This is a genomic window from Devosia sp. YR412 (assembly GCF_900110945.1).
Classification (GTDB): Bacteria; Pseudomonadota; Alphaproteobacteria; order Rhizobiales; family Devosiaceae; genus Devosia.
Genome location: NZ_FOFL01000005.1, coordinates 99,156 through 119,093, shown reverse-complemented (window position 1 = coordinate 119,093; position 19,938 = coordinate 99,156). Strand labels below are relative to the sequence as shown.

Annotated in this window: 18 protein-coding genes; 8 read left to right on the top strand and 10 right to left on the bottom strand. The window is 63.0% G+C overall.

The window, feature by feature from the left end; all coding sequences use genetic code 11:
- Positions 1-31: 31 nt before the first annotated feature.
- The 6 genes from BM045_RS15990 to BM045_RS15965 form a co-directional block, all read right to left on the bottom strand.
- Positions 32-751, bottom strand: coding sequence for a helix-turn-helix transcriptional regulator (locus BM045_RS15990; protein WP_139198820.1), 720 nt, complete (start codon positions 749-751; stop codon positions 32-34).
- A 69-nt stretch (positions 752-820) separates the two neighbouring features.
- Positions 821-1,090 (bottom strand): hypothetical protein, encoded by a 270-nt coding sequence (locus tag BM045_RS15985; protein ID WP_092185039.1) that lies wholly within the window; start codon positions 1,088-1,090, stop codon positions 821-823.
- A 231-nt stretch (positions 1,091-1,321) separates the two neighbouring features.
- Positions 1,322-2,458: an iron-containing alcohol dehydrogenase gene (locus BM045_RS15980; protein ID WP_092185037.1), complete on the bottom strand. Its 1,137-nt coding sequence runs from the start codon at positions 2,456-2,458 to the stop codon at positions 1,322-1,324.
- A complete protein-coding gene (locus BM045_RS15975; RefSeq protein ID WP_092185036.1) occupies positions 2,451-3,380 on the bottom strand; it encodes a dihydrodipicolinate synthase family protein in 930 nt (309 codons plus the stop codon). The genes BM045_RS15980 and BM045_RS15975 overlap by 8 nt, the downstream gene beginning before the upstream one ends.
- Complete coding sequence (pdxA, locus tag BM045_RS15970) at positions 3,377-4,327, bottom strand: 4-hydroxythreonine-4-phosphate dehydrogenase PdxA (RefSeq protein ID WP_092185034.1); 951 nt, start codon at positions 4,325-4,327, stop codon at positions 3,377-3,379. The genes BM045_RS15975 and pdxA overlap by 4 nt, the downstream gene beginning before the upstream one ends.
- Positions 4,324-5,496, bottom strand: coding sequence for a sialidase family protein (locus BM045_RS15965; protein ID WP_092185032.1), 1,173 nt, complete (start codon positions 5,494-5,496; stop codon positions 4,324-4,326). Before BM045_RS15965 ends, pdxA begins: the two co-directional genes overlap by 4 nt.
- A 361-nt stretch (positions 5,497-5,857) precedes the next feature.
- On the opposite strand from BM045_RS15965, the gene BM045_RS15960 reads away from it, so the two are divergent.
- The 8 genes from BM045_RS15960 to mazG all read left to right on the top strand — a co-directional run bounded on the left by BM045_RS15960 (position 5,858) and on the right by mazG (position 14,226).
- Complete coding sequence (locus BM045_RS15960) at positions 5,858-7,303, top strand: ABC transporter substrate-binding protein (RefSeq protein ID WP_092185219.1); 1,446 nt, start codon at positions 5,858-5,860, stop codon at positions 7,301-7,303.
- Between the two features lie 77 nt (positions 7,304-7,380).
- Positions 7,381-8,295: an ABC transporter permease gene (locus BM045_RS15955; protein WP_092185030.1), complete on the top strand. Its 915-nt coding sequence runs from the start codon at positions 7,381-7,383 to the stop codon at positions 8,293-8,295.
- Positions 8,296-8,304: 9 nt separating this feature from the next.
- Positions 8,305-9,228, top strand: a complete 924-nt coding sequence (locus BM045_RS15950) for an ABC transporter permease (RefSeq protein ID WP_092185028.1) — start codon at positions 8,305-8,307, stop codon at positions 9,226-9,228.
- Positions 9,221-10,834: an ABC transporter ATP-binding protein gene (locus BM045_RS15945; RefSeq protein WP_092185026.1), complete on the top strand. Its 1,614-nt coding sequence runs from the start codon at positions 9,221-9,223 to the stop codon at positions 10,832-10,834. Before BM045_RS15950 ends, BM045_RS15945 begins: the two co-directional genes overlap by 8 nt.
- The gene (locus tag BM045_RS15940) at positions 10,831-11,874 is read left to right on the top strand and encodes a four-carbon acid sugar kinase family protein (protein WP_092185024.1); all 1,044 of its coding nucleotides are present in this window, start codon (positions 10,831-10,833) and stop codon (positions 11,872-11,874) included. Before BM045_RS15945 ends, BM045_RS15940 begins: the two co-directional genes overlap by 4 nt.
- The gene (locus BM045_RS15935) at positions 11,875-12,573 is read left to right on the top strand and encodes a FadR/GntR family transcriptional regulator (protein WP_092185022.1); all 699 of its coding nucleotides are present in this window, start codon (positions 11,875-11,877) and stop codon (positions 12,571-12,573) included.
- A 39-nt stretch (positions 12,574-12,612) separates the two neighbouring features.
- On the top strand, positions 12,613-13,356 hold the full coding sequence (locus tag BM045_RS15930) for a 2-keto-4-pentenoate hydratase (RefSeq protein ID WP_092185020.1): 744 nt from the start codon (positions 12,613-12,615) through the stop codon (positions 13,354-13,356).
- A 60-nt stretch (positions 13,357-13,416) separates the two neighbouring features.
- Entirely contained in the window at positions 13,417-14,226 is an 810-nt protein-coding gene (gene mazG / locus BM045_RS15925) for a nucleoside triphosphate pyrophosphohydrolase (RefSeq protein ID WP_092185218.1), read from the top strand.
- A 25-nt stretch (positions 14,227-14,251) separates the two neighbouring features.
- On the opposite strand, the gene hflX is transcribed toward mazG, so the two are convergent.
- The 4 genes from hflX to BM045_RS15905 all read right to left on the bottom strand — a co-directional run bounded on the left by hflX (position 14,252) and on the right by BM045_RS15905 (position 19,893).
- Positions 14,252-15,607 carry a GTPase HflX gene (gene hflX / locus BM045_RS15920; protein ID WP_092185018.1) on the bottom strand — a complete coding sequence of 452 codons (1,356 nt, stop codon included), beginning with the start codon at positions 15,605-15,607 and terminating at the stop codon, positions 14,252-14,254.
- 75 nt (positions 15,608-15,682) lie between these two features.
- Entirely contained in the window at positions 15,683-15,931 is a 249-nt protein-coding gene (gene hfq, locus BM045_RS15915; protein ID WP_046169187.1) for an RNA chaperone Hfq, read from the bottom strand.
- Between the two features lie 243 nt (positions 15,932-16,174).
- The gene (locus tag BM045_RS15910) at positions 16,175-17,557 is read right to left on the bottom strand and encodes a nitrogen assimilation response regulator NtrX (protein ID WP_092185017.1); all 1,383 of its coding nucleotides are present in this window, start codon (positions 17,555-17,557) and stop codon (positions 16,175-16,177) included.
- Entirely contained in the window at positions 17,557-19,893 is a 2,337-nt protein-coding gene (locus BM045_RS15905; protein WP_092185015.1) for a sensor histidine kinase NtrY-like, read from the bottom strand. The genes BM045_RS15910 and BM045_RS15905 overlap by 1 nt, the downstream gene beginning before the upstream one ends.
- Positions 19,894-19,938: the final 45 nt, after the last annotated feature.

Below are 19,938 nucleotides of genomic sequence, written 5' to 3'. Positions count from 1 at the left end.
TGCTAGCGCCAAGCGCAAGCTCAAAAACCAGCTAGATCGAGATCTGCTTGCGCCGGATGGCTTCCACAACCGTATGGGTGCTGTTGGACGTGCCGAACTTGTGGCCGGCAGCGGCAATATGGGCATGCACGGTTCGCGGTGAAATTCTCAAGATGCAGGACACGTCATCGGCGGTCTTGCCGGCGGCCAGCCAGGTCACCACTTCACGCTCCCGCTCACTCAGTATCGGCAGAGCGGCTCTGGATGCGGTCTGTAAATCCAGAATGCGCGAATGTGCGCAAAGCGTCATCAGATGCAGCTGATCGGTATCCATGCCGTCGTCGATTTTCAGTGCGGCAGATGTCGTGACAAAGCCGGTCAGCCTGTGCTGCGAATAGATCGGAATGCTCCAGCCCCATCGCACGTCAAAGTCCCAGGCTTCCTGCAAGATCTTGTGGGCAATCGGCTGGGCCTCGACATCCACTTTCACCTCGTCCCAGCGGAATGGTGCCGTGGTGGTCTGCATGTGGCTGACGATGGCCGAGTCCCGCTCATAGTGGTTTTCCGCGTAGCGCCGAAAATATTCCGGCGGCAGCGCGGCCACTTCGAAGCGGGCCTTTTCTGCAGAATCGGGTGGTGGTAGCCACCCCATGGCCAGGCCGGAAAACCCCAGCTGTTCGGCCTCCGACAACAGCAAGGCTGCAATGTCTCCGGCATTGTCGGACGCGGCGACACGTTCGACGAATTCGAATGTCCTGAGGGCTGCGTGCATGAGTTCCACCGCTTTGGGCCGAGTCAGTAGGACGCTGTAATTGAGTGTTGTGAGATGGTTATGGGGCGGTCAAGTGGGGCGTACAGAACTCGCAAGGACCGAAATTGCCGCCCTGGCCCGACGTCGATAGGCCTCCTGCACCGAGGCTTCGACCTGTTCCCAGGCGAGCCGTGGGTGACGTCCTTCAAGCCAGCTCGTGTCCCCCTTGGCGACATGATCGGCAATTGCCTCGTCCACGATGTCCTCATCGGTGTCGTAGATGGTGCAGGCAACTGTTTCGATCATTTCGGGAGGTGCTGCGCGCAGGTTCCGCGCAAGCTCTATAAGCATCAACGACATCAACCGTCTCCCCAGCGGATGGCCATATTCTTGATCGCCTAATGGCTGAGCCGCAATAAAATTTCAGCACTGCGCTCGATTTGTGATCAGATCGCAGCACCCAGCGGGCACTGCGATAAATTGCCAGCAGGATGGGCGGCAGCCGGCAAGCTGCAAGACGATCAGAGATGTGGAAGCTTGTCGCAATTCCAGCGGTTGACGGACGCCCTGCTCCCAGGACGTCCGTTGTTTTTACAGTGCGCTGGTGAAGATCGCCTGGATATCGGCGAGTTCGAGTGGACGCGGGTTGTTGTCGATCAGGCGCTTGATGGCGAAGGCTTCTTCGGCGAACAGCGGCAGATCTTCGGCTTTGGCGCCGTGGCGCGACAGGCTCATTTCGACACCGAGATCGCGGCAATAGCCATGGGCAGCAGCGCGAACGGACGTTTCATCCGCGCCGGCGGAGAGGCCAAGGGCGGCCATGATGGTGGCGGTCTTTTCCGGGCGGGCCGTGGCGTTGAAGGCCAGGACATGCGGGAAGATGATCGCATTGGCCAGGCCATGCGGCAGTTTGAGACGCGTGCCCAGTGGGTAAGCCAGAGCGTGGCCGCCGGCCGTGTTGACCGGGCCGAGGCAGACGCCGCCATAGTAGGAGGCGAGCATCATGCCGGCGCGGGCTTCGGTATCGGTGCCATCCTTGACGGCGCGGGCCAGATAGCGGCCGACCAGTTCGATGCCGAGCGTGGCATAGCCGTCGATTAGCGGATGGGCCTTGATATTGGTGAAGGCTTCAACGCAATGGGCCAGAGCATCGACGCCGGTGGCGGCGGTGACCGCGGCAGGCACCGAATAGGTCAGTTCGGGGTCGAGAATGGCGATATCGGCCAGCATGAACTGGCTTTCGACGGCCATCTTGGCCAGCGTTGCCGGATTGGTGACCAGCGAGCGGATGCCGGCTTCCGAGCCGGTGCCGGAGGTGGTGGGCACCTGGGCGAGCGCGGTGCGGCGGCCCTGCACCTTGCCGACGCCGACGACGTCGGGAACCGACTGTTCGCTGTCCCACAGCACGGCGACCAGCTTGGCGACATCCATCACCGAGCCGCCGCCGAGACCGATCACCAGGTCGGGCTTGAAGGCGCGCGCAGCAGCCAGCACGGCTTCGACAGCCGGCAGGTCGGGTTCGGGTGGCAGGTCGATGAAGGTTTCGACAGCACCGGTGAGACCGATGCGGTCGACGAAACCGACGGTCGGCGCCATGGCGACGACGAAGGCGCGCTGATAGGCGGCGGCCCATTCGGCGAGGCGGGTGACGGCCCCTGCCCCAATTTCAAGCCGGGCTGGCTGCAGCAGGGTTATCGGCCGCGCCATGGAGAGGACGGGTTCAGACATTGTCCTGTGCCTCCAGCGCGGTCATCTGGGCCTGCACCTTGTCGATCTCGGCGGCCGTCAGCTCGACCAGCGGCGGCCGGACGCGCGTCCAGCCGGGATGATTGCGGCGCTTGGCCAGCATGGCCTTGATGGTGGGCAGCTGGACATAGGCGTTGGACAGGTCGCGCCAGGCGTTGATGCGTTCCTGCGCCTTGTCAACCAGCTCTGCATTTTCCGGCTCGTGAGCATGGTCGAACACCACGCGCAGATGCTTGCCGATCAGGTTTGAGCTCGAGGTGATGCACCCTGCCCCGCCGGAGCGCAGCAGCGGCAGCATGAAGGGATCGGCGCCTGCCAGCACCGAGAAATTCTCGAAGCTGCTGGCGAATTGCTGCATGCTTTCGAGCTTGCCGGAGCTGTCCTTGATGCCGACTACAATGCCGGGGAAGGCTTCGAGCAGGCGGCCGACGAGTTCCACCGAGAGGCCGACCTGGGCGATCGGCGGGATGTGGTAGAGCAGGACACGCAGGTCATTGCTGCCCACGCCCTCGATAGCTTCGGCGTAGAAGCGGAACAGGCCCTCGTCGCTGACACCCTTGTAGTAGAAGGGTGGCAGGACGACCGTGGCCTTGACGCCGGCCTGTACGGCGTGGCGCATCAGGGTGACGGTATCGGCGACATTGGTCTGCGAGGTGCCGGGCAGCAGGCGCTTGGGATCAAGGCCGGCGGCGATGAGCTTTTCGAGCAGGTCCTGGCGCTGGGCGATGGAAAAGCTATTTGCTTCGCCGGTGGTGCCGAGCAGCGCAATGCCGTCGCAGCCCTCTTCGATCAGCGCCTTGGCATGGGTTGCGAAAGCGGCGTGGTCGGGCGTGCCTTTTTCAAGGACGGGCGTGGCCGAGGCGCAGAAGACGCCGTGGACGGGCAGTTTGGTCGCTGGATTCATGACTTCCTCCCGGCGGCCAGACGGCGCGCATAGGCAATGGCTTCGTTCATATTGGTATGGTTCGCCTTGCCGGTGCCGGCAATGTCGAAGGCCGTGCCGTGATCGACCGAGGTGCGGTCGATCGGCAGGCCGATCGAGACATTGACGGCGGTGTCGAAGGCCACCAGCTTGATCGGAATGTGGCCCTGATCGTGATATTGCGCGATGACCAGGTCGAAGGCGCCATTGTAGGCGCGATAGTAGAGCGTGTCGGCCGAGATCGGTCCCTGCACGTCAATGCCTTCGGCGCGGGCCATGGCAACGGCGGGCACAACCTGCAGGTCGTCTTCGGTGCCGAACAGGCCGTTTTCGCCGCAATGGGGATTGATGCCGGCGACGGCAATGCGCGGGCTGGCATAGCCGATACGCTTGAGGTGGTCATTGCCGGCGCGGATGGTGGCGAGGATGCGTTCGGGCGTGGCGCGATCGATGGCGGTTTTAAGCGAGACGTGGGTCGAGACGTGGATGACCTTAAGGCGCTCGGAAGCCAGCAGCATGAAGGCCGATTTCTGGCCGGTCAGCGCAGTCAGCATGCCAGTGTGACCATCATAGTGGTGGCCAGCGAGGTTAAGCGCTTCCTTGTTGATCGGTGCGGTGACGACGCAGCCGATCTTGCCGGCTTCGGCATCGCGCACGGCCTTTTCGATGAAGCGGAAGGCGGCGTCGCCGGCGCGCGGATCGAGCTTGCCCCAGGGCAGCGGGCCGCCTTCGATGGGCAGGTCTTCGACGAAGCCATCGAGGTCGATGTCGGCGCCGGTGGCGGCCTTGGCGAGATCGAGCGTGGCGCGATTGCCATAGATGCGGGTGCGAGCGCGGTCTTCAGCGCTCATCTGCGCCAGGGCGCGAACCGCGATCTCGGGGCCGACGCCTGCCGGGTCGCCCATGGTGATGCCGATAATGTCGCTCACTTTTGTTCTCCGTCGATCCATCCCGCAGGGAGACGGACATATTTGATGGCGCGCCGGAAATAGGTGTAGGCGACGTGGATTGCGCCGTCCGGACCTTCCAGCAGATAGGGGTAGGACAGTTCCTTATTGCGGCCATCGAGCGAATTGTTCGAAAGGCAGGTGCCGGGACTGTGGTCGATGATCTTGCGCAGTGGCCAGGTCAGGCCGCCATCGGATGAAATGCAGAGCGTCATTGGCGCTCGTGGCACGCCCCAGATCGGCGCGCAGCCGCCGGTGGCGTCGGGGCGGTCGTCGCCCTCCTCGATCTCGTCATAGAGCGAGACGCGGCGATCGTCGGAGGTGGCTGCCGAGATCGGGTTGCACACCATGGCAAGCCGCCTGTCGGCAAGGCGCACGACGTTGATGGAGGAATTGTTGTTGGGCACGTCGGTCGCCTCGGGTGCCGACCAGGTGACGCCTCCATCAAGGCTTTCCGAGCGATGCACGAAGTCCGACTGACGGCGGCGGTAGAAGGCGACCATGTGATCGCCGTCGAGCGGCACGATGGTCATATGCACCGAGCCGATCGAGCCGGGCACTTCGCTCAGCGACCAGCTCTTGCCGTCGTCCTGGCTGACGGCTACGCCGGCGGTATCGTGGCTGCCGTTCCAGCGCTGGCCGGGACGCGAAATGCAGCGAAACACCGGCATCATCCAAGCGCCATCGGTGCGGCGCACGAGGCGGCCGCGCACGAAGGTGCCGAGCGGCAGATCGATCAGGTCGGGTTCACCAGCGGTAAAGGCGCCATGGCTGAAGCCGATATCGCGACGGCGCAGCAGGCACTCGTCCTGATTGCCGGAGGGCTGGGCGGTATGGATCAATTGCCACTGCCCCTGCCCGTTGCGGGTCAGCACCGGGTTTTGTTCGCTGCGATCGGGATCATGGCTGAGACGCGCGGGCGCTGACCAGCGATCGGCGCCGGGCGCCAGAGTGGAGCCATAGATCGAGATATCGGACTTGCCCTCGAGCGTGCCGCCGAACCACAGGCAGGCCAGCGAACCGTCATCAAGCAGTTCGATGAAGGCGGCATGGTTCTGCACCATGGGCGATGACAGATAGGCCTCGGACAGCCCGTGCGGCAGGGCAGTCACCTGCCCCGTCATGCGAATCTCGATCTCCTCCGGTGTCATGCCACCTCCTCTTTTGGTTGACCCAAACATTACATCGACGCCTTTGTTGTCAAGTTATTATTTGACGCCGAGATTGCTAGATGGCGCGCAAGTCAGAACTTTTATAATTAAGAAACAATGGTTTAATTGAATGTCTACCGTGCTCGAAGTGCCTATCTGGATTTTTGTTTGACAACTTATGGTTGTAACGAGATAGTGCGGTCACGCCGGAATACCCGTTGGGGACGGCCAGGAGGAATTTGCATGGGCGCTCCGCAGCGCCGCCCATGCCGCGAACTGCAGCTGCGATGGGAGAGTAGAATTGATCTTGAAGCATGTTTTGATCGGCGCGTTGCTCGCGTCGAGCGCTGTCGCGCCAGCCATGGCGCAGGCAGACACCGATATCACCGTCGTGCTGAGCGAAGAGCTTGATCTGGTCGAGCCCTGCATGGCGACCCGTTCCAATATCGGCCGCGTCGTGCTGCAGAATATCAGCGAAACGCTGACCGAGCTGGACGTGCGTGGCGACAAGGGCCTGATGCCTCGCCTGGCCGACAGCTGGGAAGACAAGGGTGACGGCACCTGGCAGTTCAAGCTGCGTGATGGCGTCAAGTTCTCCGACGGCACCACGTTCGATGCGGCCGACGTCAAGCATTCCTTCGACCGCGTGTTCTCCGACCAGCTGACCTGCGAGAGCAAGCGCTACTTTGCCGACACCGCCCTGACCTTCACCGTGGTCGACGACCTGACCGTGGACGTCAAGGCCGAGCCGGCCCAGCCCGTGCTGCCGCTGCTGATGAGCCTCGTCACCATCGTTCCGTCGGAAACGCCGATGGAATTCGTGCGTGATCCGATCGGCACCGGTCCTTACGTGATGAGCGAATGGACAGCCGGCCAGCAGATCGTGCTCGACCGCCGCGAAGACTATTGGGGCACCCAGCCTGCCGTGACCAAGGCCACCTATCTGTTCCGCTCCGAGCCAGCCGTTCGTGCGGGCATGGTTGCCGCCGGTGAAGCCGATATCGCGCCGCAGATCACCGCCGAAGTGGCTGACAACAAGGCGACCGACTTCAGCTATCTCAATTCTGAAACCGTCTATCTGCGCATCGACAGCCAGGATGCCCCGACGAGCGATATCCGCGTTCGCCAGGCGCTGAATGCTGCTATCGATCGCGAGGCCTTTATCGGCACCGTCCTGCCAGAAGGTACCGAGCTGGCCGTGGCCATGGTGCCGCCGACGACCCTGGGCTGGAACCCGGACCTGTCGCCGCCCGCCTATGATCCGGAACTGGCCAAGAAGCTGCTCGCCGAAGCCCAGGCCGATGGCGTCGATGTCAGCCTGCCGATCGAAGTGGTTGCCCGTACCGAGAACTTCCCCAATGTGACCGAGGTTTCCGAAGCCCTGGTGCAGATGTTCAACGAAGTCGGCTTCAAGGCGACGTTGCGCATGGTCGAAGTTGCCGAGCACGAGCAGTATTACTCCAAGCCCTATCCCGAGAGCGAAGGCACGCGTCTCGTCCTTGCACAGCATGACAACAGCCGCGGCGACCCGGTGTTCTCGATGTTCTTCAAGTACAGCAGCCAGGGCACCCAGTCGGGCGTCAACGACCCCAAGGTCGACGAGCTGATCGCCAAGGCTTCAGCCGCTACCGGCGACGAACGTGCGGCCCTCTGGTCCGACGTGTTCAAGTATGTCCATGACGACATCGTTGCCGACGTCCTGCTGTTCCACATGGTTGGCCTCAGCCGCGTCAGCGAACGCCTCGACTTCACGCCGACCATCGCGACCAACCAGCAACTGCAGCTGGCCGAGATCGGCTTCAAGTAAGACCCTCACAGGTCCATAATGGCGATGCCGGGGCCTTCCCCGGCATCGCAGTTTTCCTGCAAGATCGGACGATCGTCATGACCAAACTGATCGGCCAGCGTGTTATCGCCAGCCTGCTGTCGCTGCTGGGATTGATGATCCTGGTGTTCTTCTTGTCGCGCCTTACTGGCGACCCCGCCGTGCTGTTCCTGCCGATCGATGCGACCGAAGAGATGAAGTCGCAGTTCCGCACGCTGCATGGCCTCGACCTCCCGCTTTTCGAACAATTCGGCCGCTATGTCTGGGACCTGGCGCATCTGGATTTCGGCGAGAGCCTGCGCAAGGCGCGGCCCGCCATCGATATCGTTCTGGAAGCCTATGCCTGGACGCTGCCGCTGGCCGGCATCACCATGGGCCTGGTGGTTGTTGCTGCCGTGATCCTGGGTTCGCTGGCCGCCTTCAATGTCGGCGGCTTCTTTGACCGGCTGGTGTCGATCGTCTCGCTGATCGGCGCTTCGGCACCGGACTTCTGGATCGCCATTGTCGCCATCGTGCTGTTTTCGATCAACCTCGGCTGGCTGCCCACCTCCGGCGTCGGCACGCCTTGGCACTGGATCCTGCCGGTTTCGGTGCTGTTCATCCGACCGTTCGGGCTGATCGTCCAGGTGGTGCGCGGCTCGATGCTGTCGGCGCTGTCTGCCGCCTATGTGAAGACGGCGCGGGCCAAGGGCGTCAAGAACCTGCCGCTGATCTTCGTGCACACGCTGCGCAATGCCATGCTGCCGGTCATTACGGTGATCGGCGATCAGGCTGCGGCCCTGCTGAACGGCGCGGTGATCGTCGAGACGATCTTCGGCTTCCCCGGGATCGGCAAGCTGATGATCGATTCCATCCTGCAGCGCGATTTCAACGTCGTGCTGGCCGCCATCATGGTCACCGCCATCGCCATTTTCATCATGAACGTTTTGATCGACCTGGCCTATGGCCTGCTCGATCCGCGTATCCGGCACTAGGGCAAAGCCATGACCGACCAGTCCCTTTCCAAAACGCCCGCTATTGCCGAGCCGCGCAGCACCTCCATGCTGTCCATGCTGTGGCGCGACAAGCTGGCCTTCTGTTCCGCCGTCGTCCTGCTGCTGATCGTGCTCTGCGCTCTGCTGGGCCCGGCCCTCCTAGGTGACCTGGCAACCAGCCAGAACCTGCGCGGCCGCAACAGCCCGCCTTTCGATCTGGCGCGTGGCTGGGCCTTCTTTCTCGGTGGCGACTCGCTGGGCCGGCCGATGCTGGCGCGGCTGATCGTGGCGGCGCGCAGCACCATGATGGTGGCCGCCGGTGCGGTTGTCGCCGCCCTGGCTGTCGGCGCGCTGCTGGGCCTTGTTGCCGGCTATATGGGCAAGACCACTTCGCAGGTGATCATGCGTCTGGCCGACGTGATCATGAGCTTCCCGTCGCTGCTGATCGCCGTGGTGGTGCTCTATGTGCTGGGGCCATCGATTCCCAATATGATCCTGGTGCTGGCGATTACCCGTATCCCGATTTACCTGCGCACCACGCGGGCCGAAGTGCTGGAAGTGCGCGAGCGCATGTTCGTGCAGGCGGCAGTGGTGATGGGCGCCAGCCATTGGCGCATCATTGCGCGACATATCCTGCCGGTGGTGGCGCCGACGCTGGTGACCATTGCGACGCTCGACTTCGCCTTCGTCATGCTGGCGGAAAGCTCGCTGTCCTTCCTCGGCATCGGCATCCAGCCGCCCGATATCACCTGGGGCCTGATGGTCAGCCAGGGCCGGCCGTACCTCACCACCGCATGGTGGCTGGCGCTGTGGCCCGGCGTCTGCATCGTCATCACCACGCTGGCGCTGAACCTGCTCAGCAACTGGATGCGCATTGCCCTCGACCCCGCCCAGCGCTGGCGCCTCGAAGCCCGGAGCACCAAAGATGAATAATGCTTTGCTCGAAGTGCGCAACTTGTCGGTGGATTTCCACACGGCGCGCGGGACCGTGCATGCGGTGAAAAATGTATCCTGGAGCGTCAACCGCGGCGAAACGCTGGCGATCCTGGGCGAAAGTGGTTCGGGCAAGTCCGTCTCGGCCTCGGCCGTGATGAATATTCTCGACATGCCGCCGGCCCATATCGTCTCCGGCGAGATATTCTATGACGGGCAGGACCTGCTCAAGGTCAGCTACGAGACGCATCGTGCGCTCAACGGCAAGAAGATCGCGATGATCTTCCAGGACCCGCTGAGCCATCTCAACCCGGTCTATACCGTGGGATGGCAGATCGTGGAGATGATGACGGCGCATGGCCGTCCCGCCGATATGGCGCGGGCCCGGGCGCTGGAGCTGATCAAGCGCGTCGGTATTCCTGACCCGGAAGCGGCGCTGCACAAGTATCCGCATCAGTTCTCCGGTGGCCAGCGCCAGCGGCTGATGATCGCCATGGCGCTGATGCTGAAGCCCGACATTCTCATTGCCGACGAGCCGACGACGGCGCTGGATGTGACCATCCAGGCCGATGTGCTGGCCCTGCTCAAGGAATTGCAGGCCGAGACGGGCATGGGCCTGGTGCTGATCACCCATGACCTGGGTGTGGTGGCCGAGATTGCCGACCGCGTCGTGGTGATGAGCAAGGGCGAGATCGTCGAGGCGGGCACGCCGCGCGACGTCTATCACAATGCCCAGCATCCCTATACGCGCCAGCTGATCGGCGCCGCGCCGGGCAAGGGCGAGATCAAGCTGCTCGACAGCGCCGAACCGGTGCTGCTGGAGACCAAGAAGCTCTGCAAGACCTATGGCGAGTTCACCGCGCTCAAGGATGTGTCCTTGGTGCTGCACCGCGGACAGTGTCTGGCCGTAGTGGGCGAAAGCGGCTCGGGCAAGTCGACCCTCGCGCGTTCGATCCTGCGGCTTGAGAAGGCCGATAGCGGCGAGGCGCTGTGGAAAGGCAAGGACCTACTGGCGATGAATGCACGTGACCTCTTGGGCATGCGGCGCGAAATCCAGATGGTGTTCCAGGACCCGACGCAGTCGCTCAATCCGCGCATGTCGGTCTATCAGCTGATTTCCGAAGGCTGGGACATTCACAAGCTGATGCCGGACAAGGCGGCACGGCAGACGCGCGTGGCTGAACTGTTGGCGCAGGTGGGCCTCGCGCCCGAACATGCGGCACGCTATCCGCACCAGTTTTCGGGCGGGCAGCGGCAGCGTATCGCCATTGCCCGGGCGCTGGCGCTCGAGCCTGAACTGATCATCTGCGACGAGGCGGTTTCGGCACTCGACGTGTCGATTCAGGCGCAGGTGATCGCCCTGCTCGACGACCTGCGCAAGCGCCTTGGCATTTCTTTCCTGTTCATTGCCCATGACCTGGGCGTGGTGCGCGATTTTGCCGATACGGTGATCGTGATGAAGGCGGGCGAAATCGTCGAACGCGGGCCGACGCGGCAGATTTTCGAGGCGCCGCAGCATGCCTATACGCAGCGGCTGCTGGCCGCCAATCTGGATCCCGATCCCGAAATCCAGGCGCAACGCCGGCTGGCCGGCGCCACTCCATGACACGGCTGGCCGTGGTTGCCGATGACCTGACGGGGGCGCTGGATGCTGCCGCGCCCTTTGCGGCGCGGGGGCTGTCCACTGTGGTGGCGCTGGGCGTGGACGGGTTGGAGGCGGCGCTGGCCAGTGGCGCTGCGGTGATCGGCGTTTCGACCGATAGCCGGGAGATTGCGCCGGAACTGGCGCAGCAGGCCGTGGCAGAATGCGTGTCGCGGTTGCCAGCGGGTCTGGAGATTTTCAAAAAGGTGGATTCCCGGCTCAAGGGCAATATTGCCGAAGAGCTGGATGCGTTGCGCTTCGAGCGCGCACTGGTAGTACCGGCCATTCCGGCCTTTGGACGGGTGGTGCGGGACGGGCGCGTTGAGGGCTTTGGCGTAGCCGAACCGATCGACATTGCCAGCCGGCTGGGTCGGCATGCGCAGGCGGCGATCATTCCAGATGCGACGAGCCAGATCGAGATCGAGCATGCGGTCGCCGGGCTGGAACATGACCTGTTGATTGGCGCACGGGCGCTGGCTGAGGCTGTGGCGGCAGACATGGCGCCGAGTGCGGTTCTTGTCCCGGGCTGGTCAATGGAGGCGCCGGCGATTTGCGTGATTGGTTCGATCGATCCGATTACGCTGGCGCAGATCGAGCGGCTGCGGGCGCAGAGCCCGGAGCTTTCGTATATCGCGGCGCCGGATGGGCAATTGCCCGAGCAACTGCCGGCATCGGCGCCGTTGACCCTGCTGCAGGCCGTGCCGGGCGTTACTGAAAAAGCTGATCCGGTGCAGGTGGCCGAGCGCTTGGGTGAAGCGCTGCTGCGCCTGCAACCACAGGCTGGAACCACGCTCTTTATTTCCGGCGGCGCAACGGCGCAGACCGTATTGCGCAAACTTGGCATTGCTGTGCTGGAGCTATTGGGCGAGGCCCTGCCCGGCCTGCCCATTGCCCGGGCCGGTGGCTTCACGATAATCACCAAGTCGGGCGGATTCGGCGATGCCGAGACGCTGGTGGACTTGTTTGGTCACTTCGGTGGTTTGCAACGGGAGCGTCACGGTTAGATGTCGGAAACTCTCAATGTGCGGCGCAGTCTTTCGGACGCGGTGTTCGACCGTATCCTGCGGGCCATCAAATCGGGCGCCTATGGCGTCGACGAACGCCTGCCGACCGAACATGCCATGGCGGCCGAGTTTGGCGTGTCGCGCCCCGTCATCCGCGATGCGCTGCAGCGGCTGCGCGACCAAGGCCTGATCTATTCGCGGCGGGGTGCTGGCAGTTTTGTGCGCGAACAGGGGCTGCGTGAGCCGTTGGGCTTCGGGCAGATGGAAAACCTGTCCGACCTGCAGCATTGCTATGATTTTCGCCTAACCATGGAGCCTGAAGCGGCGGCCATGGCGGCGGTGCGGCGGTCGCCGGAAGCGTTGCAGAAGATCAAGTCGGCGCTGGGCCTGCTACGCGACGCGACCAATCGCCAGGCCCATCGCGCCGACGCCGATTTCATGTTTCATCTCAGCATCGCCCAAGCCTCGTCCAACCCCTATTTCGCCACGGCGATGCAGGCGCTGGAGGATCACATCGCGGTCGGCATGCGCTTTCACGGGCTGTCGCTGCGCAGCACCAGCGATGGGCTGCAGCATGTGTTTGTGGAACATACCGCCGTCTATGAGGCGATTGCCGCCGGTGATGCCGACCAAGCGCGAATTCTGATGAAAACCCATCTTACCGGCTCGCGCGACCGGTTGTTCGAGCCCAAACGCTGATATCACGCTTCGGCTCATTCCTCTTCAGACTGGACCATCATGACCCATCCTCTTACGTCGCTCCTGCTCAGCCATCGTGCTTCGGGCACGCCGATTGTCGATCTCCCGGCGGAGGCCGTGCCGCAGAGCGTGGAAGAGGCCTATCAGGTGCAGGCGGAAACCGTAGCCGGGCTTGGTCCAGTCGGGGCGTGGAAGCTGGCGCCGATGCCGGAGACCGGCGTGCCATTCGCGGCGCCGATCCTGGCCAAGGACGTTGTCGCCAGTGGGGCGACGCTGGCTCTAGCAGATTTCAGCGACCTGGCCATTGAGGTCGAGGTGGCGCTGATCATTGGCCAGGATCTGCCGGCGCGTGCCGAGGGTTACACGCCGGCGGATGTGAAGTCGGTGATCGGAAGCGTAAGCGTAGCGCTGGAGCTGCTGGCGACACGCTTTGTCGATCGCTCGACGCAGCCGCGGCTGGCGATGATTGCCGACCTGCAGAACAATGGCGGCGTGGTGCTGGGTGCGCCCGTGCCGGCTGATAACCTGCCGGAATTTGGTCAGCAGGCCATGGTGCTGCGTTTCGACGGTGTCGAAGCGGCACAGACGGTCGGAAATGCCACGACAGAGAACATGCTGGCAGCGCTGGCCTGGCTGGCTGGGCATGCGGCTTCGATCGGCCTCCCGCTCAAGGCAGGTGATGTGGTCATCACCGGCGCACGGCTTGGGCCAGTGGCGCTGGGGGGCAATCAGGTCGAGGCGGAAGCCGCTGGCCTTGGCAAGGTCTCCGTGACGTTCGGCTGACGCTCAAAGCGGGAGCAAGCAGCTACACTGTCGGAAACAACGATTCCCTCCGAGATGATCATGCAGCCCTCCCGCGACATTTCCCGCCTGATCGAGATCATGGCCGCCCTGCGCAATCCCGATGGCGGCTGCCCTTGGGATCTGGAGCAGGATTTCGCGTCGATCCGCCACTATACGATCGAGGAGGCCTATGAGGTCGCCGATGCGATCGAGCGGCAGGATTTTGCCGATCTGCGCGAAGAGTTGGGCGATCTGCTGCTGCAGCCGATCTATCATGCACAGATGGCCAGCGAGGCCGGGCATTTCGATATCGGCGACGTGATCTATTCGATCACCGAGAAGATGATCCGGCGACATCCGCATGTGTTTGGCGATGTGGTGGCGGGCACAGCGGCGGCGTCGGAAAACCGCTGGGAAGCCATCAAGGTGCAGGAGCGGGCGGCCAAGGCCGAGCGCAAGGGCGATGAGGTGCCGTCGCTGCTGGATGATGTGCCCAATGTCCTCCCTGCCCTGGCACGCGCCGGCAAGCTGACCAAGCGGGCGGCGAAGGTCGGTTTTGACTGGCCGGACTTTGCCTCGGTCAAGGCAAAGGTCGAGGAAGAGCTGGCGGAAGTCAGCGAAGCGCAGGCGTCTGGCGATGCGGCGGCCGTGCAGGAAGAAATCGGCGACCTGCTGTTTGCAGTGGCTAATCTGGCGCGCCACGCCGGGGTCGATGCCGAGGCGGCGTTGCGCGATGCCAATTTCAAGTTTACCCGGCGTTTCCACCATGTCGAGGCGCGCTGCCGCGAGGATGGCGTGGAGCCGAAAGAGGCCGGACTCGAGCGGCTGGATGGCTATTGGAACGAGATCCGGGCGGCTGACAAGGCTTAGGCCCTCCACCGCCCAGTAAATCGCTCTAAGCGTCGCTGCTTTCAATCCGGCCGTTGAAGCGTTCGAGGAAGGCCGTCTTGTGCCGGGGATCGACGCGGACGGTGAAGCCGGAGCCTTGTTCGGTGGGCTCGTCACGGCTAACGATTTCGGCGTGGGAATGCAGCCAGCCGATGTCGGCGCCGGCAGTGTGCGGCACGTGGACGTGATAGGTGCGGCTCTTTTCGGCCAGCGCCTTTTCGATCGCCAGTTTCAGATCTTCAAGGCCCTGACCGGTCTTGGCCGAGGCATGGACGACGCCGGCCACCTTGCTGGCCGGAGCGATGCCGACGAGATCGGCTTCATTGACCAGGTCGACCTTGTTCCACACTTCGATGATCGGCGTGGCTTCGGCCGAGACGCCGAGTTCGCCCAGAACCTTTAGCACATCCTGCGCCTGAGCGGGATGGTCGTCATTGGCGATGTCGCGGGCGTGGAGGATCACATCGGCATCGAGCACTTCTTCCAGCGTGGCGCGGAAAGCGGCAACAAGATCGGTGGGCAGATCGGCGACGAAGCCGACGGTGTCGCTCAGCACGACTTCGCGGCCATGCGGCAGGTCGAGCTTGCGCACGGTGGTGTCGAGGGTGGCGAAGAGCAGGTCTTCGGCAAACACCCCTGCCCCGGTCAGCGTGTTGAAGAGGCTCGACTTGCCGGCGTTGGTATAGCCGACCAGCGCGATGATCGGCGTGCCGGAGCGCTGCTGACGCTGCTGGGCGCGGGTCTTTTTGACCTTTTCCAGCCGGTCTTCGAGCAGGACGATGCGGTCCATGATCTGGCGACGGTCGCTTTCGATCTGGGTTTCGCCAGGGCCGCCCATGAAGCCATAGCCGCCGGAGCCGCGCTGGCGTTCCAGGTGAGTCCAGGAGCGCACAAGACGCCCCTTCTGGTAGTTGAGATGGGCCAGCTCGACCTGCAGCACGCCTTCGCGTGTCGCGGCGCGCTCGCCGAAGATTTCAAGGATCAGCGCGGTGCGGTCGAGCACCTTGGCGCCGGTTTCCTTTTCGAGATTGCGCTGCTGGATGGCGGTCAGCGACACGTCGACGAGAAGGATGTCGATATCGTCGGCCTTGACGCGGGCAGCAAATGTCTCGGTGTGACCGCCGCCGATGAAAGTCGCCGGCTTGATCTCGCGGACCTTGATGATCTCGGAGAAGACGACATCGAGATGGATGGCCTCGGCCAGACCCTCGAACTCGGCCTGGCGGGCCTCGATGGAATGCTGGGAAATCTGGCCGCGCACATCGGGCACGACGAGGCCGGCGCGGGTCTGTTGGGAACGCCGGTCGATAAACGGCTTTGGGCCGCCCTTGTGGACGGCCTCGTCGTCGTCAAATTCTGTCATTGCAGCTCGCTGGGTCGCTTCGGTGGGCCGAAGCGACCATGGGTGTTAGGGCGTCTTCGCCTCGCGAAAAACGCTTCAGTCGTCGGTATTGGTCTCGGGATCGAACAGCTGGATCGGCGCGCCAGGCATGATGGTCGAGATGGCGTGCTTGTAGACCAGCTGCGACTGCGCATCACGGCGCAGCAACAGGCAGAAATTGTCGAACCAGGTGATGACACCCTGCAATTTCACGCCGTTCACGAGAAAGATCGTGACCGGTACTTTCTGCTTGCGCACGTGATTGAGGAAGGAATCCTGGAGATTAGGCTGTTTTTCGCTGGGCATTCGGGCCTCTTTTTTCGCGGCATTGATTGTCGCTGTTATCGGTGAGAATTGCTGTCATCTGGCGCGAGAACTGCCGCCCAGTCCCTGCCAACATGGCTTCATCACACGCCGAGCAGTATGGCACAGAACATTTTTGATGCCTACCGCGCCATTTGCATGGCACGCCGGATATTTTGCCATGGGAGAATCCCAATGTCGCGTTCTCTAACCGCAAAACCGGTACCCACTTTTGCTGAGAACGCTCTAGAGACCCAGCGACTTGATCTTGCGATGCAGCGCGCTGCGCTCCATGCCGACGAATTCGGCGGTCTTGGAGATATTGCCGCCGAAGCGCTCGATCTGGGCAAGCAGATATTGCCGCTCGAAGACTTCGCGCGCGTCACGCAATGGCAGGCTCATCAGATGGGCCGAAGCATCGGTGTCGCCAACAGTGGGCAGCACTTCGCCAATGTCGGACGGCAGCATGGCGGCGGTAATGATGCCATCGTCGGGCTGCTGATCCTTCATCAGGATCAGCAGGCGCTCAATGGAATTGCGCAGCTGGCGAGCATTGCCGGGCCATTCCTGGGCCTGCAGCACGGCAATGGCATCGTCGCCGACGGTCAGGCGCTGCAGGTTGTGCATGCGGGCGACCTGCTCGATGAAGACATTGACCAGCGGCGGCACGTCCTCGCGACGCTCCTTGAGCGGGGTCAGCGGCAGCGGCACGATGGAGAGGCGATGGAACAGGTCGGAGCGGAACTCGCCACTTTCGATCTGTGCCGCGACATTCTGCGAGCTGGAGGAAATAATGCGCACGTCGATCGGCACGGCCTGGGTGCCGCCGACGCGGTTGAAGCGGTTTTCGACGAGCGTGCGCAGTAGGGCCGCCTGGGTCTGGGGCGGCAGGGTCGTCACCTCGGAGAGGTAGAGCGTGCCGCCATGGGCCTTTTCCAGGGCGCCGACCTCGACCTTGAGGATGCCGGTCTTTTCGCGGGTTTCGCGACCGAACAGCACCACCGGCACTTCTTCGGGGGCATAGAGCGAGGCGTTGATCTCGACGAAGGGCGAGTCGGTGCGCGGGCTGCGCTGATGCACGAGGCGGGCCACCTGCCCCTTGCCGGCACCGGAGGGGCCGGAGATGAAAATACGCGAATTGGTTGGCGCGGATTTTTCGATGATGCCGCGCACTTGCTGCAGAGCCGGCGAGGTGCCGACCAGTTCGGCATTCTTGCTGGCGGAACGCTCCTTGAGTTCGGCCACTTCGCTGCGCAGGCGGGTCGCCTCCATGGCGCGCTGGGTGATGTGCAGCAGCCGGTCAATCTTGAAGGGCTTTTCGATATAGTCATAAGCGCCGCGGCGGATGGCCGAGACGGCGGTTTCGACATTGCCATGGCCGGAGATCATCACCACCGGCATATCCGGGTGCTGGCTCTGGAAGACATCAAGCAGTTGCAGACCATCGAGGCGCGAGCCCTGCATCCAGATGTCGAGGAAGACCAGGCTGGGGCGGCGACGGGCAATTTCGTTGAGACCGCTATCGGCGTCATGCGCCTGTCGCGTCTCGAAACCCTCGTCTTCCAGGATGCCGGCGATGAGGTCGCGAATGTCGTCTTCGTCGTCGATGATGAGAATGTCGAGTGCCATTATTTATGAACCACCGCTGGCGTCAGCGGTTCCTCCTGTTGGGCCAATGTGGGCTCCGAGTGGCTGGAACTCATGGCCGCTGATGTCTTGCTGGGCGATTGCAACGGTAATGTGAAGGTGACGCAGGCGCCGACGCGCCCATAGGGGTCGGGCTCGGCATCGATGAGTTCGACGATGCCGCCATGCTGTTCGATGATCTTGGCGACGATGGCGAGGCCAAGTCCGGTGCCCTTTTCGCGGGTGGTCATATAGGGCTCGAGCAGGCGCTGGCGATTGTCCTTGGGCCAGCCTTTGCCATTGTCGGAGACGGCGACGCGGGCGTGCTTGTCCTCGATCTGGGCTTCGACAGTGATGGTCGGCTCAAAACCTTCGGTCAGATCAACCGATTCAAAGGCTTCTACGGCGTTCTTGATCAGGTTTGTTAGCGACTGGGCGATCAGGCGATTGTCAAACCAAGCGTAAATGGCGTCTTCCGGCAACAGGGTGCGGATGGTGATTTCCGGCAGGCGGACGCTTTCGAGGAAAACGGCTTGGCGCACGGTATCGCTGAGATCGGTCATTTCCGGCGCCGCCTCGGGCATGCGCGCGAAAGCCGAGAATTCATCGACCATGCGGCCGATATCGCCGACCTGGCGGACGATGGTGTTGATACATTTGTCGAAGACGTCTCGATCGTCTTCCAGCCGGCTGCCATAGCGGCGGCGCAGGCGTTCGGCAGAGAGCTGGATCGGGGTCAGCGGGTTCTTGATCTCATGGGCGATACGGCGGGCGACGTCGGCCCAGGCGGAGGTGCGCTGGGCGGATTCCAGATCGGTAATATCGTCGAAGGTCAGCACATAGCCCTTGGACTCGGTGATCGAGCCTTCGCGGGTGAGCTGGACCTGATAGGTGCGCTTGTCGGTCTCGTTGCCGAGCTGGATCTGGTCGCGTACCTGGCCGCGGCGGGCCGAACGCGCGCGCTCGAGGGTGGGCGCCAGCTGCGGCATGACCTTTTCCATCGGCTCGCCCATCAGGTCGATTTCGTTGCGGTCGAGCATTTCGCAGGCGCGGGCATTGACGAGGTTGACCGCGCCAAAGGCATCGAGCCCGATAATGCCGGCCGACACGCCCTCCACCACGGCCTCGGTGAACTGGCGGCGTTTCTCGTTCATCTCGCTGGCGGTGAGCAGGGCCTCGCGCTGGCTGCGCAATTGCTGGGTCATGCGGTTGAAGCCATTGGAGAGGTCGCGCAGATCGCCCCTGCCCTCCTGCACCGGGACCTGCACATCGAGGTCGCCATTGCTGACGCGGTTGGAGGCGACCATCAGGTTTCGGATCGGGTCGACGAAGCGGTTGGCTAAAGCGATACCGATCCATAGGGCGGCCAGTAGCAGCACCACGGCGAGGCCGACATAGAGGATGGTGAAGGTGATCTGGAACACCAGCCGGTTAGAGGCATACTGCCGGTATTCGGTGATGTTCTCGTCGGTGAGCTGCATATATTCGAGCACTTCGGCTTCGACCGGCCGGGCGACGAAGAGGAAAGTGTCGTCATAGCCGCGCAGCTTGATGACCGAGCCGACGAGATTGATGCGGCCGGGGGCGATGGCCTCCGGAATGCCTTCCACCATGCCGGCGGTGATGCCCTCGGGCAATTGCGGGTAGGCGCCCTGCACGGCGATCTGGGCGCGCATCAAAGTCTCGCCACGGGCGTTGACCAGCGAGGTGAAGGGCAGCGAGCGGGTGACGGCCAGGGCGGTCAGGATACGCTGGAAACGCTCCTGGTCCTCGTCATAGGTGGCATGCGCCTGTTCCAGCTCGGAGGCGACCCAGATGACGTCGTCGCGCAGCACCTGGGCGTGTTCTAGCAGATAGGAACGGGCGACGAGGCGCGAGCTTTCCACCATGGCACGGGTGCGCTCGGAGAACCACTGATCTAGCCCCTGGTTGAGGGCGATGGTGGCAACGATGGCGACCAGCGCCGCCGGCAGTGCGGCGACCAAAGCAAACATGGTGACCATGCGGATCTGCATGCCGGCGCCGGGCTGGCGCTGGATGCGGGCCTGGATCAGCAGCGCCGCTTCGGTCAGCACCAAAGCCATCACCAGCAGCACCAGGATGCCGGTGACGATCCAGATGATGGTCCACATGGTGGTGGACGGCTCGATATTGGTGGCGCGGGTCAGGATCAGGAAGGAGATCGACGACATCAGCACCGAGGCAAAGACCACGATGAAGCCGAGAATACGCAGCGGGCGATTGGTGTGGGCAGCGGCAAACAGCGACGGACGCGGCTTGGCCTTGTCGCTCTTGATGCCCTTGGGGCCGCTGTCGTCTGTCGCGGTTAGTTCACTCATCAATGCCGCAAGGCACTCCGTCTCCGTCGCAAAGACAGAGTCTGA